At 65.8% G+C, this 16,079-nt stretch carries 15 protein-coding genes, 1 tRNA gene and 1 pseudogene; 1 reads left to right on the top strand and 16 read right to left on the bottom strand.

What is annotated here, in order from left to right; translation table 11 throughout:
• Positions 1 to 10 precede the first annotated feature (10 nt).
• The 14 genes from M529_RS50750 to M529_RS40665 all read right to left on the bottom strand — a co-directional run bounded on the left by M529_RS50750 (position 11) and on the right by M529_RS40665 (position 12,910).
• Positions 11 to 112 (bottom strand): hypothetical protein, encoded by a 102-nt coding sequence (locus tag M529_RS50750; protein ID WP_408021300.1) that lies wholly within the window; start codon positions 110 to 112, stop codon positions 11 to 13.
• A complete protein-coding gene (locus tag M529_RS50745) occupies positions 91 to 363 on the bottom strand; it encodes an Arm DNA-binding domain-containing protein (protein ID WP_408021299.1) in 273 nt (90 codons plus the stop codon). The genes M529_RS50750 and M529_RS50745 overlap by 22 nt, the downstream gene beginning before the upstream one ends.
• Positions 364 to 620: 257 nt before the next feature.
• Positions 621 to 696: transfer RNA gene (locus M529_RS40720), tRNA-Phe, on the bottom strand.
• A 53-nt stretch (positions 697 to 749) separates the two neighbouring features.
• Positions 750 to 944 (bottom strand): DNA gyrase inhibitor YacG, encoded by a 195-nt coding sequence (locus tag M529_RS40715; protein WP_021318974.1) that lies wholly within the window; start codon positions 942 to 944, stop codon positions 750 to 752.
• Positions 934 to 1,923, bottom strand: coding sequence for a ribonuclease (locus tag M529_RS40710; protein ID WP_021318973.1), 990 nt, complete (start codon positions 1,921 to 1,923; stop codon positions 934 to 936). The genes M529_RS40715 and M529_RS40710 overlap by 11 nt, the downstream gene beginning before the upstream one ends.
• Positions 1,916 to 2,488 (bottom strand): Maf family protein, encoded by a 573-nt coding sequence (locus M529_RS40705; RefSeq protein WP_021318972.1) that lies wholly within the window; start codon positions 2,486 to 2,488, stop codon positions 1,916 to 1,918. Before M529_RS40705 ends, M529_RS40710 begins: the two co-directional genes overlap by 8 nt.
• A 16-nt stretch (positions 2,489 to 2,504) precedes the next feature.
• Positions 2,505 to 2,723, bottom strand: a complete 219-nt coding sequence (infA, locus tag M529_RS40700) for a translation initiation factor IF-1 (RefSeq protein ID WP_003049127.1) — start codon at positions 2,721 to 2,723, stop codon at positions 2,505 to 2,507.
• A gap of 59 nt (positions 2,724 to 2,782) precedes the next feature.
• Entirely contained in the window at positions 2,783 to 4,078 is a 1,296-nt protein-coding gene (locus M529_RS40695; RefSeq protein ID WP_031295183.1) for an adenosylmethionine--8-amino-7-oxononanoate transaminase, read from the bottom strand.
• Between the two features lie 109 nt (positions 4,079 to 4,187).
• Positions 4,188 to 4,655, bottom strand: coding sequence for a DUF4168 domain-containing protein (locus M529_RS40690; RefSeq protein WP_021318970.1), 468 nt, complete (start codon positions 4,653 to 4,655; stop codon positions 4,188 to 4,190).
• A gap of 196 nt (positions 4,656 to 4,851) precedes the next feature.
• Positions 4,852 to 6,894: a M13 family metallopeptidase gene (locus tag M529_RS40685; RefSeq protein WP_021318969.1), complete on the bottom strand. Its 2,043-nt coding sequence runs from the start codon at positions 6,892 to 6,894 to the stop codon at positions 4,852 to 4,854.
• A 102-nt stretch (positions 6,895 to 6,996) separates the two neighbouring features.
• Positions 6,997 to 7,626: a dethiobiotin synthase gene (bioD, locus tag M529_RS40680; protein WP_021318968.1), complete on the bottom strand. Its 630-nt coding sequence runs from the start codon at positions 7,624 to 7,626 to the stop codon at positions 6,997 to 6,999.
• Positions 7,623 to 8,747 carry an 8-amino-7-oxononanoate synthase gene (locus M529_RS40675; protein ID WP_021318967.1) on the bottom strand — a complete coding sequence of 375 codons (1,125 nt, stop codon included), beginning with the start codon at positions 8,745 to 8,747 and terminating at the stop codon, positions 7,623 to 7,625. The genes bioD and M529_RS40675 overlap by 4 nt, the downstream gene beginning before the upstream one ends.
• Before the next feature lie 300 nt (positions 8,748 to 9,047).
• On the bottom strand, positions 9,048 to 10,775 hold the full coding sequence (locus tag M529_RS40670) for a DNA methyltransferase (protein ID WP_021318966.1): 1,728 nt from the start codon (positions 10,773 to 10,775) through the stop codon (positions 9,048 to 9,050).
• A 158-nt stretch (positions 10,776 to 10,933) separates the two neighbouring features.
• A complete protein-coding gene (locus M529_RS40665; protein WP_021318965.1) occupies positions 10,934 to 12,910 on the bottom strand; it encodes an alpha/beta hydrolase family protein in 1,977 nt (658 codons plus the stop codon).
• Positions 12,911 to 13,186: 276 nt separating this feature from the next.
• Between M529_RS40665 and M529_RS40660 the strand changes: the two genes are divergently transcribed.
• Positions 13,187 to 13,444 carry a hypothetical protein gene (locus M529_RS40660; protein WP_021318964.1) on the top strand — a complete coding sequence of 86 codons (258 nt, stop codon included), beginning with the start codon at positions 13,187 to 13,189 and terminating at the stop codon, positions 13,442 to 13,444.
• 62 nt (positions 13,445 to 13,506) lie between these two features.
• Here M529_RS40660 and M529_RS40655 read toward each other — a convergent pair whose 3' ends face one another.
• Positions 13,507 to 15,630: a sodium-translocating pyrophosphatase gene (locus M529_RS40655; protein WP_021318963.1), complete on the bottom strand. Its 2,124-nt coding sequence runs from the start codon at positions 15,628 to 15,630 to the stop codon at positions 13,507 to 13,509.
• A gap of 231 nt (positions 15,631 to 15,861) precedes the next feature.
• Positions 15,862 to 16,079 (bottom strand): annotated as a pseudogene (locus tag M529_RS0124910) (thiamine-phosphate kinase); the annotation flags it as partial.

Genomic DNA, 16,079 nt, shown 5'->3' with positions numbered 1-16,079 from the left:
ACATCTTTTTTCATGAAGCCTTGCGCAGAACTTCCCGCAGTTCCGGTGTGGTGAGATCCGCAATCGGCTGATTGCCTATGAGCGGGTAAGCTAGATGAAGCAGCCACCGCATCTTCTGGAGGTGTTGGTTGCCCCGCCTTCAAGCTCCAACCAACCAAACCATTCATCGGATATAGCCTGGAGGGTTTCCTCCGCCTTGGCCCGCTGTTCGCGTATCTTTTCCTTGCGCACTTCGGTCGGATCTCGGCCATCAGCCAACGCCTCCCCAGCTTCCGACCGCTTCTCCCGAGCCTTTGCGAGAGACACGTCCGGGCAGTTCCTACACGAAAGGGTCTTCTGTCGGCCAAGGAAGCGGTAATTCATTCGTCACAAGCGACCGCCTGAGGGAGTAACGAGCAGATACAGCCCCAAACTATCGGCCAGCTTGTAAGGCTTTATCCCTTTGTTTTGCAGTGTCTATTGCCGTTACAGTGAGCGCCATGATGGTGTTTTTCGAAATACCATCAAAATACCATCACCGAGGAAGTGGCTGCCAGTGTACCTGCAGGGACGATAGACTAGCCAAAACCCATGTTTTCAGCCATTTTCCGGACGTGGCAGGATGAGGAAGAGAGAACAAATGGTGCCCGGGGACGGAGTCGAACCGCCGACACTGCGATTTTCAGTCGCATGCTCTACCAACTGAGCTACCCGGGCACGGGAGGCCGGACATAGGCGCCGGCTGCTCGAGAGAGGCGTGCCTATAGGCGTCAATCGTCGGGCTTGTCCAGCCCATAATCGCCGCTTTTTTCTGCCTCCGGCGTAGCGGAAGCGCCGGGCACGCGATAGCCTTCGCCCAGCCATTGCAGCAGGTCGCGATCGCGACAGGCGGCGCTGCAGAAGGGGCGGGTCGCGGGGCTCGAAGGCTGGCCGCAGATGGGGCAGGAGGGGGATTTAGGCGACATGCCCGGCCGATATGGCGACCGCGGGGTCTGCCTGCAAGGTAACAGCGCCGCCACGCCGCCGCGCCAGCCGTTCGATCCAGTCGGGCGTCCGCTGGAGACGCGCGATGACAGGAGGGGCGGCGTTGATCGTCGCGGGGCCGCCGTCGCCATGCCGTTCGGCGCGGCGCAGCAGCGCCAGCGTCGCCGCCTCCACCGGATCGGCGCGCAGCAGTTCCATCAGGCTGGCGCGCTCGCGGCGGCGGATGATCTGGACGAAGCCAAAGCCATTGACGGCGGTCCGCTCGAAGGGCTGCGGCAGAACCTTGTCGATCTGCGCGGCGGCGATGGCACGCTCGTCCTTGTTGTTCATCGTCGGCAGGTCGATGCCGATCGAGCCCGCCAGCCCCATGCGGCGGATCGCCTGCGCGGCGAGCTTCGCGCCCTTGGGGCCGAGCTGCGCGGGCGGCAGGCTGCCGTCAACGTCGATCAGCACCATGGCGGGCGTCGGGAAGATGCGCAGCGCCGCAGCCTCCGTGCCGACCTCGCCCGACATCGCCTCCTCCAGCAGCTCGCTCCAGCCATGCGCTTCCAGCCGGTCCTCTTCATGGGTCGGACAGGGTAGGACGGGGATGCCGGTGGCGCGTAGCCGCTGTAGCAAGCTGGGCCCCGGATGCGCCTTTGCACCGGGCTGGGCGATGCGTCCTTTGGCGAGTTTGGCGCGCCCCTCCTCGGGAATCGCCTCGCGCAGAATCTCGACCAGCACATTGGCGCCTTCCGCGACCTTGGGTGGGATGGGCTCGACCAGCACTTCTTCGCCAGAGGTCAGGCGGGCGATGCCGCGCTTGCGGGGGATGACCGTCGCGACTAGCCGCCCCTGGGCGATCGCGCCGGCGCGCGCGGCATCGCCTTCGCGCTCGACCAGCGCTTCGACCAGGCGACCATGCTCGATCAGGGCCGCCCGCGCCTCGCCGATCCCTTCCTCGTACAGCCACTCAGCCACAGGGATAGCCCACGGCGCGCAGCAGCGCGCGGGTCTCGTAGAGCGGAAGGCCCATGATCGCGCTGTGGCTGCCCTGGATCGTGCGGATCAGCCCTGCGGCAAGCCCCTGGATCGCATAGCCCCCTGCCTTGCCACGCCATTCGCCGCTGGCGAGATAAGCGTCGATCTCGCTGCGGTCGAGCCGCTTGAAGACGACCACATTGTCGGAAACACGATGCCGGGCGCGCCCCTCCACGTCGATCAGCGTCACCGCGCTGAACACGCGATGACGACGGCCGGACAGCAGTTCGAAACAAGTGTACGCCTCGCTCTCCGCCTCCGTCTTCGGCAGGATGCGACGGCCGGCGGCAACCACCGTGTCGCCGGACAGCACCAGACAGCCGGGATGGCGGGCGGCGATGATGGCTGCCTTCTCCGCCGCCATGCGCGCGGCATAGGGACGGGGCAGCTCCGCCTTCAGCGGGGTTTCGTCGATATCGGCGGGATCGACCGCATCGGGCGTGACGCCGATGTGGGTCAGGAGGTCGAGCCGGCGCGGCGAGGCCGAAGCGAGGATCAGGCGCACCGGTACAGCGCCCTGCTTATTTGAAACGATAGGTGATCCGACCCTTGGTCAGGTCGTAGGGGGTCAGCTCGACCAGCACTTCGTCGCCCACCAGCACGCGGATGCGGTTCTTGCGCATCTTGCCGGCGGTGTGGCCGAGGATCTCGTGATCATTTTCCAGTCGCACGCGGAACATGGCGTTGGGAAGGAGCTCCACCACCTGTCCGCGCATTTCGAGCAGTTCTTCTTTTGCCATAATATCCTGAAACGCCAAAAATTCGCGTCGCCATAGCGGCAAACGCGTCCAATGAAAAGTCAAGCCTGCACGCCAAAGCGATCCCCCGCCGCGATGAGGGCGGCGAAGATGCCGTCGAGCTGCTCGGCAGTAAGGCAGTAGGGCGGCATCAGATAGATGGTATTGCCCAGCGGCCGGAGCAAGAGACCGCGCTCCTGAAAGAAGGCGCGCAGGCGCGGAGCGAGATCGGAGAGATAACCCGCATCGGGCGTGATCAGGTCGATGGCGGCGATCGTGCCGCACTGGCGCGGATGGGCAAAGGCGGGGTGGCGCGCGAGTTCGCTCATCCGTTGGGCGATCCCTTCGGCCAGCGTAGCGATGCGGCCGCGCACATCCTCCTCCCGCCAGATGGCGAGATTGGCGACCGCCGCCGCACAGGCGATCGGGTTCGCGGTATAGCTGGACGAATGGTAGAAAAGCCGCGAGCGATGCTGCGATTTATGGGCGTCGAATATGCGTCCGTTCGCCAGCGTCGCGGCCAGCGGAATGGCGCCGCCAGTAATGCCCTTCGCCACGGCCATGATGTCCGGCACGATGCCGGCTTGCTCGCAGGCGAAGAGCGTGCCGGTGCGGCCCCATCCCGTCATCACCTCGTCGGCGATGAAGAGCACGTCGTGCCGCGCGCAAATAGCCGCCATGTCGCGCAGTACGGCGGGCGGATAGACCAGCATCCCGCCGGCGCCCAGGATCAGCGGTTCGACGATGAAGCAGGCCGGCGTTTCGGGCGCGGCGCAGGCGGCCTCCAGCCCATCGAGCGTCGCCTGCTCCTTGCCCGCGACGGGGAAGGGAATGGTGCCGACGTCGAACAGCAGCGGCGCCCAGGCGCGGTTGTAAACGCCCCGCTCACCGATCGACATCGCGCCGATGGTATCGCCATGATAGCTGTGCTCCAGCACCAGAACGCGGCTGCGTGGCGGCCCCAGTCCGTCCAGCGCTCGATTGTGCCAAGTGCCCAGCGCCATCTTCAGCGCCACCTCTACAGCCGTCGATCCGCTGTCCGAGAAGAAGACATGGGCGAGGGGATCGCGGTTCTCAGCCCGGGGAGCGAGATCGATGAGGCCGCGCGCGACCGTCTCAGCCGGGGCGTGCGTGTAGCCGGAGAAGATGAGCTGGTCGAGCCGTCCTGCCTGCTCTGCAATGGCGGCGGCGATGCGGGGGTGGCAATGGCCATGGGTGGTGACCCACCAGCTCGAAATGCCATCGATCAGGATGCGGCCGTCGGCCAGATGCAGCAACGCGCCTTCCGCGCGTGCCACCTCGGGGATCATCTCGCCAAGGCCGTGCTGGTGGAAGGGGTGCCAGACAGGGGAATTCATCCCCCGCGCACTACGCGATCCCAGCGCTATTGGCTATCGCCCTGCGCCACGCGAAAGGGGCCGGGGGTGCGTTAACACCTCCGGCCCCGGATGACCTACAGGTTTCCGATTACTGCGGCGGCTGGGCGGGCGTTGCCGGATCGGCAGGCGCTGCGGGGCTGGCGGGTGCCGCCGAAGGGGCGGGGCTGGCCGCCGCCTGGATGCGCTGCTGCAACGCCGGGTCGGCAGCGGCCGCCTGGCCGATGGCGTTGAACTTCTCCGGCGGCATGCCCTTCGCCTGCAGCGCAGCCAGCATCTTGGGCTGCTTGTCGGCTGCGGCGATCGAACTGTCTGACTGGATCTTCGTCACTTCGACAGCGGCATCGGCGAACTGCTTTAGCTCGGCATCGCTGTAGTTACCAGCGCCGGCCGAAGGGGTTGCCGGCGTTGCCGGCGTCGCAGGGGCCGGAGCCGTCTGAGCAGGCGCGGCAGGGTCGGACTGGGCGGGCGCCATCTGCGCCATGGCGGGATAAGCGCCAAGCAGCGCCGCGGCCGCGATACCGTATTTCAGAAAAGGATTTGCTTTGAGACCCGTCATGTTCTTCTCCTCGCTTCTTTGTCCACGAATTCATAAACGCGAAGCTGTGGAAGATGCGCCGCCGGAAAAAGGGAGAATCCGGCGAACCGTGTATGACGAAAGATGACAAAAAGGTTCCAATCGGCTCGTCCCGAAAGAGGAACGATCCGTCAATGCGGCGGTGAGGCGGGCCGGATCTCTCCGGCCCGCCGATTCGTCACCAGATCTTCACGCGGTCTTCCGGCTTGAGATAGATCTTGCTTCCCGGCGCCGGCTTGAAAGCGTCATACCATGCGTCATAATTACGCACGATATCGGCGCGATATTGCGACGGCGAATGCGGATCGGTCACAAGCCGCTGGCGCAGATTGGCCTCGCGATAATTGCGTCGCCACACCTGCGCCCAGCCCAGGTAGAAGCGCTCGTCGCCCGTCGTGCCGTCGATTATCGGAGCGGGCTTGCCGCCCAGCGAAGCGTGATAGGCATCGAGCGCGACCGCCAGCCCGGCGAGGTCGCCGATATTCTCGCCCAAGGTGAAGGCGCCCTTCACATGCGCGCCGGGAAACGGTTCATAGGCGTCATATTGCGCGACCAGCTTGTCGGTCAGCGCCTTGAAATTGGCGACGTCCTGGTCGGTCCACCACTGGCTGAGCTTGCCGGTCTCGTCATATTTCGCGCCCTGGTCGTCGAAATGATGGCTGAGCTCATGCCCGATCACCGCGCCGATACCGCCATAGTTGACCGCCGGATCGGCATGGGGATCGAAGAAGGGCGGCTGCAGGATCGCGGCGGGGAAGACGATCTCGACCATGCCGAAATCGGCATAGGCATTGATCTCCATCGGCGTCATCTGCCATTCCCAGCGGTAGATCGGCTTGCCGAGCTTGCCCATCTGATAGTCGAATTCGAACTGCTTGGCGCGCTCCGCATTGCCGAGCAGGTCGCCCGCCTTGATGGCGAGGCCGGCATAGTCGCGCCACTTGTCGGGATAGCCGATCTTGGGCGTGAAGGCGGCGAGCTTCTTGTGCGCCCGCGCCTTGGCCGTGTCGCTCATCCAGGCGAGGCCGTCGATGCGGCGGCCCATGGCGGCGATCACATTCTTCACCAGCTGGTCCATCGCCGCCTTGGTTTCCGGCGGGAAATATTGCGCGACATAGGCCTTGCCCACTTCCTCGCCCATCGACTCCTTGAGGAAGTCGACCGCGCGCTTCCAGCGCTCCTCGCGCTCGGGCGTGCCGGAGAGGGTGGTGCCGTAGAAGGCGAAATCCTCGTTTGCCACGCTGTCGGGCAGATAGGTCGCATAGGCGTGCAGGCTGCGCAGCAGCAGCGCGTCCTTCAGCACGCCGACCGGCGTCTTGGCGATCAGTGCGGCCTCGCCGGCGACGGCGGTCGGCTGGGCGACCAGCACGGCTGCGGGATTGAGCTTGTTCGTAGCGAGATAGCCGGCGAAATCGAAGCCCGGCGCGGTCTTCTGAAGCTCCGCCAGCGTCATCTTGTTATAGGTCTTGTCCGCGTCGCGGCTGTCGATCTGGGACCAGTGGACCCTGGCGATCTCGGTCTCGAAAGCCATCAGCGCGGCGGCGCGCGTCTTGGCGTCCGGCTCCCCGGCAAGTGTCAGCATCCGTTCCAGATGCGCGACATAGGCGGTGCGGATCGCCGCCATCTTGTCGTTCTGCTCCAGGTAGAAATCGCGGTCCGGCAGGCCGAGGCCGCCCTGGCGCAGGTTCAGGATATAGGTTTCCGGATCCTTGTCGTCCTGCCCTACATAGATGCGGAACGGCCCGCTCACGCCTGCGCGCGCGGCCTTGGCGGCGACTTTCGCATAGCCGGCCTTGTCCTTCACCGCCTTGATCTCTGCGAGCCAGGGCTGGATGGGGCCGAGGCCCTTCGCCTCCACGGCGGCGGCGTCCATGTAGCTTGCATAGGCGGCGCCGATCTTGCTGGCGGGATCCGCCTTCGCCGCTTCCAATATGCCGCGAGTGCGCTCGCGCGACAGGTCGTCGAGCACGTTGAAGGCGCCATAGTTCGACTTGTCGGCGGGGATCGGTGTCGCCTTCGCCCAGCCGCCATTGGCATAGTCATAGAAATCGTCGCCGGGTTTCACCGAAGGGTCCATGCCCGCGGTGTCGAAGCCATAGGTGCCGTAGGTGGGTTTCGCTGCGGTTGCCGAGGCGGTTGCCTGTGGCGCCTGGTCGGCCTGCGCGGTGGAGGCGGCGAGGACCAGCGCGGTGGCCGCAGCGCCGAGGAAGTGAAGTTTCATGGAAGTGTCCCTTGCTTTTTGGCGGCGCGCCATAGCCCGCCCGTCATGAGCCGACATGAACCCCGCCGGCCGGAGGCTGTCCATGTCGTTGGTCGAAAATTATCAGCGGTTGAAAGTATCGGAAAGGCGGATGTTGGCGCGGAAGGCCTGCGCCAGTCCTGCGGCGTCGAGCCGGTCGAGCAGCGGCAGCCGGCCCAGTGACGGCACGCCGGCAAGGGCGGGGATGATCCGTTCATTTTCCGGATGGGGATCACCGATGAAGGCGATGCCGGCGATCGGTACGGCGCGCGCCCGGAGCGCCTCGATGCTCAGCAGGCTGTGGTTGATGGTGCCGAGCGCCGTCCGTGCACAGAGGATCACGGGCCGGTCCCAATGCGCGAAGAGGTCGGCCATCAGCAATGTCTCGCTGATCGGCACCAGCACGCCGCCCGCGCCTTCCACCACCAGCGGGCCGTCGACCAGCGGAAGGGCAAGCCGGTCGAGGGCGATCTCCACACCGTCGAGCCGCGCGGCGAGATGGGGCGAAGCCGGCGTAGCGAGGCGATAGGCTTCGGGCAGGATATGGTCGGCGGGAAGGCCGGAAAGGCGGGCAACGGTCTCGCTGTCGCCTTCGGGATCGATGCCCGCCTGGATTGGCTTCCAATAATGTGCGCCGAGTGCTCCGGCGAGCCCGGCGGCGAAGACCGTCTTGCCGATGCCGGTGTCGGTGCCGGTGACGATCAGGACCGTCATGGGAGGATGCGTCGCAGTTCGCGGCCAAGCGCGGCGACATCGGCGCGGCCGATGTTGAGAGTGAGCGAAATGCGCAAGCGGCTGGTGCCGGGGGGCACGGTCGGCGGACGGATGCCGCGAACGTCGAAGCCCGCCTCCTGCAGCGCGGCGGCGGCGGCCATGGCCTTGTCGTCCTCGCCCAGAACTATGGGGAGGATCTGGCTGCGCGGGGGGGGGAGGCCAAAGCGGGCGCAGATTTCCTCCGCAGCATCCTGCCGCAGGGTCGCCAGCCGGTCGCGCAGATCCCCCGCACCTTCAATGCGGTCAAGCGCGGCGGCGGCGGCCACAGCCATCAGCGGCGAGGGCGCGGTCGAGAAGATGAAGGAGCGGGCGCGGTTGACGAGATAGTCGATGATCACACGCGGGCCGCAGATCAGGGCGCCCTCCGCGCCCATCGCCTTGCCGCAGGTGTGGAGCGTGACGACATTGTGCAGCCCGTCGAGCCCGGCCGAAAGCCCGCGGCCGCCGGGGCCGAAAACGCCCGTGCCGTGCGCTTCGTCGAGCAGCAGCATGGCGTCATGCTGCGCGGCGATCCGGGTGAGATCGGCCAGCGGGGCCATGTCCCCGTCCATCGAATAGAGCGTTTCGACAGCGATCCAGATGCGGCCCTTGCCGCCCTCGGCGCGCCAGCCGGCGATGAGGTCGACGAAGCTCTGCGGATCATTGTGGCGGGCGAACAGCGCCGCTGCCTTGCCCAGGCGGATGCCGTCATGGACGCTGGCATGGATCAGTTCGTCCGCGACCACCAGGTCGCCGCGCTGCGGCAGAGTCGAGAAGAGCGCGAGGTTGGCCGCATAGCCGTTGGCGAGGAAAAGGGCCGCCTGGGTGCGGAAGAAGGCGGCCGCCTTCGCCTCCAGCCCTTCATGCTCGGGTGCGTTGCCGCGCAGCAGGCGGGAGCCGCCCGATCCCAGCGGCACACCGCGCGCCACCGCGTCGGCGACGGCCTGGGCGATGATCGGATCGCCGGCAAGGCCGAGATAGTCGTTGGAAGCGAAATCCCGCCCCGCCCTGGGGCTGAGCTGTCGCAACCGGCCCCGCGACTCGAGGGCGGCGAGCTTCCGGGCGAAGGGGGCACTGGTCATGGCGGGCCTATAGGCGTCGTCGGCGGAGGGGACAAGCGAGCCGGCTGCGCCACAGCGGGCGATCCTACGGAGTTCACAATGTCGTCGGGCGATTGACGGCAGTTTCCCGCCAAAAGTCACGGAAAAGTCGCCGACGCGACGCCCACGCCACAGGAAGGTCACAGCGACGCGACAGCTGGGTCACGACAAGGCTACAGCGACGCACCACCGACGCGCCAGTCACGGCGTGGTAGGGAGGAATGGACGGAGAGAAAGAGCCGGTGGAACGTAGCAGGAAGAAGCGCCTGTAGGACAGCGCGGTCAGCGCAGATCCAGCCCGCCCTGCGCGCCCGGCTGGTGCGAGGCGCGGGTTTCGACGCGGGGCGCCTTGCGGTTGGGGCTGACCAGCGGCGGGAGCCTGGGATGGCGGTCCTGGAACAGCTCCGCGAGGGTGAAGAGCTGGAGCGCGGGGAAGCGGCCGAACTCGGTCTCGATCAGGCCGTGGCTGTCCGCCTCGGCCGCCATGCCGCGCGTGGGCATGGCGGCGCAGACGAACAGGCCCATGCGGTGCCCGTCGCGCTGCATCACCCGGCCGAGGTCGCGGACCATGGCCGGGTTGATGCTGTGGCCGGCCTTGACCGAGATGACGCCCGTTTCGGTCTGGCCGCCCGCGCCGACATAATAGAAATAGCCATCCACGCCCCGGTCCCCGCCCTTCTTCCCGCCCATCCACGGCCAGCCGCCGAGCTTGAGCGTGATCCAGTGCTGGAACTGGTGCGGGTCGTCGGCGGCGAGGCGCAGCGCGGAGGCAAGGTCGCGCGGCGAGCCGATCGTTTCGAACCGCGCGGCATCGCCATAGCCTTCGCGCAGGCGCTTCTCGATCAGGCCAATGGCGAGATGGGTGATGTCGATGCCGATCCATTGCCGGCCGAGCTTCTGCGCCGCATCGACCGCCGTGCCGCAGCCGCAGAAGGGATCGAGCACGACGTCGCCGGGATTGGAGGAACTCGAGACAATCCGCTCCAGCAGGCCTCTAGGCTTTTGGGTGGGATAGCCCAGCTTTTCTTCATCGGCATCAAGCCATTTGACATCCTCGTCTATGCCTTCGGCATTGTCCTGAAGGATACCCCTGGTGCCCGGTTGATATGCCCAAATGTCCTGAAAAAGAACGCCATCTCCGGTATCAAGATACTGCTTGTATCGAGGGAGTGATCCGAGGGTCTTTGGATGGAGAATCAGAGCCCTCGCATCCAGTTCATCCAGAATCTGCTGCGGAGCGCGATGGAAGACATCCTCATCCAATTCCCGAACCAGCTTCTGTGGGATCGCCCAATGTCGTCCCTTGGGAGTCGGGTCATAGCTCCGCCACGGCTTGCCACTATCGCCGGTTCTAACGCCAGCGCCCGTCAATACGTTCGATTGGTAGGGACCACGATCATCGCTCGTCGGAAAAGAATGCTGCACATAGCTGCGCGTGTAGGGACGGCGGCCGGGATGAAACGTAAATCCGTTGCTGCGACTGTAGAACAAAATGGTGTCGTGGATTGGCCCATATTGTCGAGAAAGCTTGTTATGAGCGTTTGTCCGACGCCACACGATCTCATTCCGGAAATTCTCCACCCCGAACACCGCGTCCAGCACCAGCTTCAGATAGTGGCTCGCGGTGGGATCGCAGTGGAGGTAGAGGCTGCCCGTCGGCTTGAGGACGCGGTGCAGTTCCTGCAGGCGCACCGCCATCATCGCGAGATAGGCCATCATCGCATTGTCGCCGATCGCGGTGCGCATCGCCTGCATCAGCACATGGAGGCGATGGTTGCCGCTGCTGGTAATGTCCATCAGCGCGCCTGCGGCAGCCGGTCCCCAGCTCCAGGTGTCGTCGAATGCCTCGATGCTGGCGTCGGCGCCGGCCCCGGTCGGCGAGCGGAAGAGGATGTTGTAGCTGGCGTTGGAATTGAACGGCGGGTCGAGATAGACGAGATCGACGCTCGCATCCCCGACATGATCGCGCAGCACGTCCAGATTGTCGCCATAATAGAGACGATTGGTCATCGGCCTGCCCCCCTTTTCCCCGGGAGGCAGGAAATCAACACCGCTTGCGGGCCGCCATCATCATCCTCTCCGAAATGGTGGGATGAAGGGCGCCGGATTTCCGGGAAACAGGGCGTAGCTCCATATCGGAGGCCGTAATGGAGGAGGTTTCGGCGCCCTCAGGCCGGGTTATGCTCCTTCAGAAACGCTTCCAGCCGCTGGAGGAAGTCGAGCCGGTCGGCCTGGCGGGAGAAGAAATGGTCGGCGAGGGGCTGTTCGACATAGACATAATCCCTGCCCTCCTGCTTGCCTGCGGCCTTGAGCTTCTCGGCCATCTCGCGCGACTGGCCGACCTGGACGCGGCGATCCTTCTTTCCGTGCATCAGCAGGATCGGCGTCGAGAATTGCGCGGCATGGTTGATCGGCGAGACGGCGGCGAAGTCGGGCGCCTGCTGCTTCATCCAGTCCTTGCGCGTGCCGTGGTTGAGGAAGCGGCCATCATAACGCATCATCGCGGCGAGATCCGACACGCCCGCATAGGAAACGGCGCAGCGGAACTTCGCCCCGTCGCGCTCGGCGGCGCGCATAGCGGCATAGCCGCCATAGGAGGCGCCGACGATGCAGACCCGCTTCGCGTCGGCGATCCCTTCCTTCACCGCCCAGTCGACTGCGTCGTTGAGGTCGTCCTGCATGGCGAGGCCCCACTGCCCCTCCCCCTTTTCCGCGAAGGCAGTGCCATAACCCGATGAGCCGCGATAATTGGGCTGGAGCACGGCATAGCCGCGATTGGCGAGGAACTGGACCCACCAGTCCCATTCCTCCGCGTCGCGGGCGAAGGGGCCGCCATGGGGCATCAGGATGAGGGGAAGGGATTTCGCCTCGCGCCCGGCAGGCAGGGTGAGGACCGCCGCGATATCGAGCCCGTCGCGGGCCTTGTAATGGACCGTCTTCACCGGGGAGAGGCGGGTGCCCACGCCGAAGCTGTTGCTGACCTTCGAGAGCAGGCTCATCACGCCCACGGCGGTGTCGTAATAATAATAGGCGCCCGGCTGGTCCGCGCGGCCGACATGCACGATCATGCGGCTGCGATCGCGGCTGGTCGAGATGATGCGTGCCCGGCGGTCGCCCACCGCCTTGTCGATGTCGGCCTGGATCGTGGCGAGCGTCGGGTCGAACCAGCGCACGGACGGCGCGTCGGCGGTGTAATAGACCCCCGCGAGTCCCGTCCCGGCGCTGTCCTCCTCGATCGCACCCAGGTCGAAGCCGGGCACGTCGAAAATCTTCTTGCCCAGTTGCAGCGTGGCGAGGTCGAGTTCGTAAAGGGCGCTGGTGCCGTCCCGGTCGTCGCTGGCGATCGCCTTGCCCGGATCGGCGGTGAACAGCAGCGGAACGACCAGCGATTCGTCCTTGCGGCGATCCGCCCGGTCGATGGTGCGGAAGGAGTCGCCGGCACCGTCGCGATAGAGGAGGCGCGATGTCCGCCTCGCATCGTCATAGCCCACGCCCATCCGCACCGCGCCGGAGGCGTCGGCATACCAGGAAAAGACATCCGTGCGCGAACCGACCGCAGTCTTGAGCTTTCCGGTTGCCACATTCACCTCGTCGACGCGAGGCCAGAAGCCGCCATCGGAGGTGAAGACCGAGGTCTGGTAGCTCAGCAGGATGCGCGGGCTGCCGTCCCGCGCGATCCAGATCACGTCGTCCGCGCTCTGCGCCGCGACCTTGCCGGCGAGCATGTTGATCTTCGATCCGTCCGCCTTCAGGCTGGCGACCCGACTGACATACCAGGGCATGCCCATCATCATGTCTTCCGCGCCGATGCCGGCGATCAGCCATTCGTCATTGACCCAGCGCAACCAGTTGACGTCGTTCTCGCCCACGCCGATGGAGCGATAGCGGTTCGGTCCGGCCTCGATATTGGCGATGACGAGACGCAGCTCGCCGTTGATCGCGAAACGCGCCGCGAAGCGCAGGCCGTCCGGCGACAGAACAGGCCCCTGCACCAGCGGGAGTTCGGCAAAGGCTTCGACCGGCCAGAGCTTGGGCGCCGGGGTTGATGCGGGAGGCTGGGTCTGCGCTTGCGCCGACGACCAGAGAATCGCGAGCACACCACTCACGAGCAGCAACTTGGCCTTCACGTCATCCCCCTGAACCATGCCCCTGTCTTGAAAATAATGGGACGAAGCGAACCTGTCTCGCCCTTTTTTGATTTTCGCGGGCAGTAGCCGTCGTAGCATGGAAACGCGGCGTGCAATTTTCCGCTTGTTGGCGAATTTTGCCGGTGATTGGCATTTTCTCCATGCGCTTTCCGCCCTGTGCGGCCGTGATCCCCCCGAAAATCGAAGGTTTCGGCAATTGGCACGGTCTCTGCATTGCAGTTGGCATGATCCGAATGAGGATCAGGACCACTCAATCAGGGAAGGAAAAACGCCATGAAGACCATCGCTTTCGCCGCCGCCGTCGTTGCCGCCACCGTCGCCATCTCGGCCGCCGCCACCCCCGCCTTCGCCCGTGCCGAGGGCAGCTATCGCGGCGCCAAGGTGACCCTTCAGAAGGACGGTCGCTATTGCTTCCGCCAGGAAGTGACAGGTTCGCTGGTTCCGGTGACCGACTGCCGCAGCAAGGAAGAATGGGCGCAGGCCGGGCTGACGATCAGCCGCAAGTCCACGGTCCAGCTGGCCCAGCGCTGACCGCATGCCGCCGGCAGATCGGCCCCGCCCCCTTTCGCGAGGGGAGCGGGGCCGAAGCCGTTTCAGGCCCCGTGCGCGAGCGCTGCGAGCAGCAGCAGCGCCACGATGTTGGTGATCTTGATCATCGGGTTGACCGCCGGACCGGCAGTATCCTTGTAGGGATCGCCCACCGTATCGCCGGTCACGGCCGCCTTGTGGGCCTCGCTGCCCTTGCCGCCATGATGGCCGTCCTCGATATATTTCTTCGCATTGTCCCAGGCGCCGCCGCCGCTGGTCATCGACAGGGCGACGAACAGGCCGGAGACGATGACGCCCAGCAGCAAGGCGCCCAGCGCCGCGAAGCCGTTGGGCACGCCCGCGACCGCCGCAATGGCGAAATAGACGACCACGGGCGCCAGCACCGGGAGCAGCGAGGGGACGATCATCTCCTTGATCGCGGCGCGCGTGACGAGGTCGACCGTGCGGGCATAGTTGGGCCGCGACGTGCCTTCCATGATGCCCGGATTGGTGGCGAACTGGTCGCGCACATCCTTGACCACATCGCCCGCCGCCCGGCCAACGGCGGTCATGCCCATCGCGCCGAACAGATAGGGCAGCAACGCGCCCAGCAACAGGCCGACGATGACATAGGGGTTCGACAGGCTGAAATCGACCGGCTCGGTGAGGCCCAGCGCCGCATTGTAGAACTTCAGGTCCTCCGTATAGGCGCCGAACAGCACCAGCGCGGCGAGGCCCGCCGAACCGATGGCATAGCCCTTCGTCACCGCCTTGGTCGTGTTGCCCACCGCATCGAGCGCGTCGGTCTTCACGCGGACGCTGTCGTCGAGATGGCTCATCTCCGCGATGCCGCCGGCATTGTCGGTGACGGGACCGTAAGCATCCAGCGCGACCACCATGCCGGCGAGCGCCAGCATCGCCGTCGCGGCGAAGGCGATGCCGATGAGGCCCGCGAGCTGATGGGCGACGATGATGCCCGCGACGATCACCAGCGTCGGCAGCGCCGTCGCCTCGAGCGAGATGGCGAGGCCCTGGATGACGTTGGTGCCGTGTCCGGTTTCGGACGCTTTTGCGATTGAACGGACCGGGCGATAGCTGGTGCCGGTATAATATTCGGTGATCCAGACGATCAGGCCGGTGACCGCCAGGCCGACCATCATCGACCAGAACAGCGCCATGCCGGTATAGCCCCCATTGCCGTCCAGATCGGTGCCGAAGGGGGCGTTCATGTCGCCCAGCACCTGTGCCGTGACATAGTAGATGGCCGGGATCGAGAGGATCGCGGTGGTCCAGAACCCCTTGTAGAGCGCGCCCATGATCGACTGGCTCGCGCCCAGGCGGACCATATAGGTGCCGATGATCGAGGTGATGATGCAGATGCCGCCGACCGACAGGGGCAGCGCCATCAGCCGCAGCAGGAAGGCGTTGTCGACGCCTGTCACCAGCAGCGCGGTCAGCACCATGGTTGCGCCGACCGTCACGACATAGGTTTCGAACAGGTCGGCCGCCATGCCGGCGCAGTCGCCGACATTGTCGCCCACATTGTCGGCGATGACGGCGGGGTTGCGCGGGTCGTCCTCCGGAATGCCGGCCTCGACCTTGCCGACGAGGTCGGCGCCGACGTCGGCCGCCTTGGTGAAGATGCCGCCGCCCAGCCGCGCGAAGATGGAGATGAGGCTCGCGCCGAAGGCCAGCGCGACGAGGCTGTCGATCACCAGCCGGTCGTCGGGCGCATGGCCGGCGGGGCCTACCAGATACCAGAAGAAGACGCTGATCGCGAGGAGGGCGAGGCCGGCCACCAACATGCCGGTGATGGCGCCGGCCCTGAACGCGACGGTGAGGCCGCTCTGCAAGGTGCCGCGGGCAGCCTCCGCCGTGCGGACATTGGCGCGCACCGAGATGTTCATGCCGATGAAGCCTGCCGCGCCCGACAGGATCGCGCCGATCAGGAAACCGACCGCAGAGGTCAGCCCCAGGAACAGCGCGACCAGCACGGCGACGACGACGCCGACGATCGCGATCGTGGTGTACTGCCGGCCGAGATAGGCCTTCGCCCCTTCCTGGATCGCCCCCGCGATCGCCTGCATGGTCTCGTTGCCCGGCGACGCGGCGAGCACCTGCCGACTCGTGAAAAGCCCGTAGAGCACGGCCAGCAGGCCGCACCCTATGGCGATATAGACAATTTGCATGCTTGTTCCTCTCCCCCGGTTGTTGCTTTCATCGGCCGCTCCGCTGGAGGATACGGGCGGGCGAAGGTCGCAAGCGCGGGCGGCCGGAGCACAGGCATCCGGCAAGTGGCACCGCGTCAATCAGCATCGGGGACATACGCATCTCCTGCGATCCGGCCGGCTGAGGAATAAGGTGGCTGGAAAGCTACAGATGGGACGGCGGGCGTCAAGATGAATGGGCGTTGATGTGGATCAGTGTTCCCAGCCCAGGCGGTCGGGGAGCGGCATGACGGCGCCGTCGATCAGCAGGGTGAGGCCCCGTCCTTCCTGAAGGCGGCCGACCGGGATGGCCCGAACCGGCGGCTTTTGCGAGGGCGGCAGGGCGAAAAGCAGTTCATAGTCATCGCCCGCGCGGGCCGCGGCGAGCTGGACGGCGGTGCTGGCGCCGCGCGCCGCCTCCAGCGCGGAGG

This window comes from Sphingobium ummariense RL-3 (assembly GCF_000447205.1).
GTDB classification, from domain to species: Bacteria; Pseudomonadota; Alphaproteobacteria; order Sphingomonadales; family Sphingomonadaceae; genus Sphingobium; species Sphingobium ummariense.
This window is presented reverse-complemented; position numbering and strand designations above follow the sequence as displayed.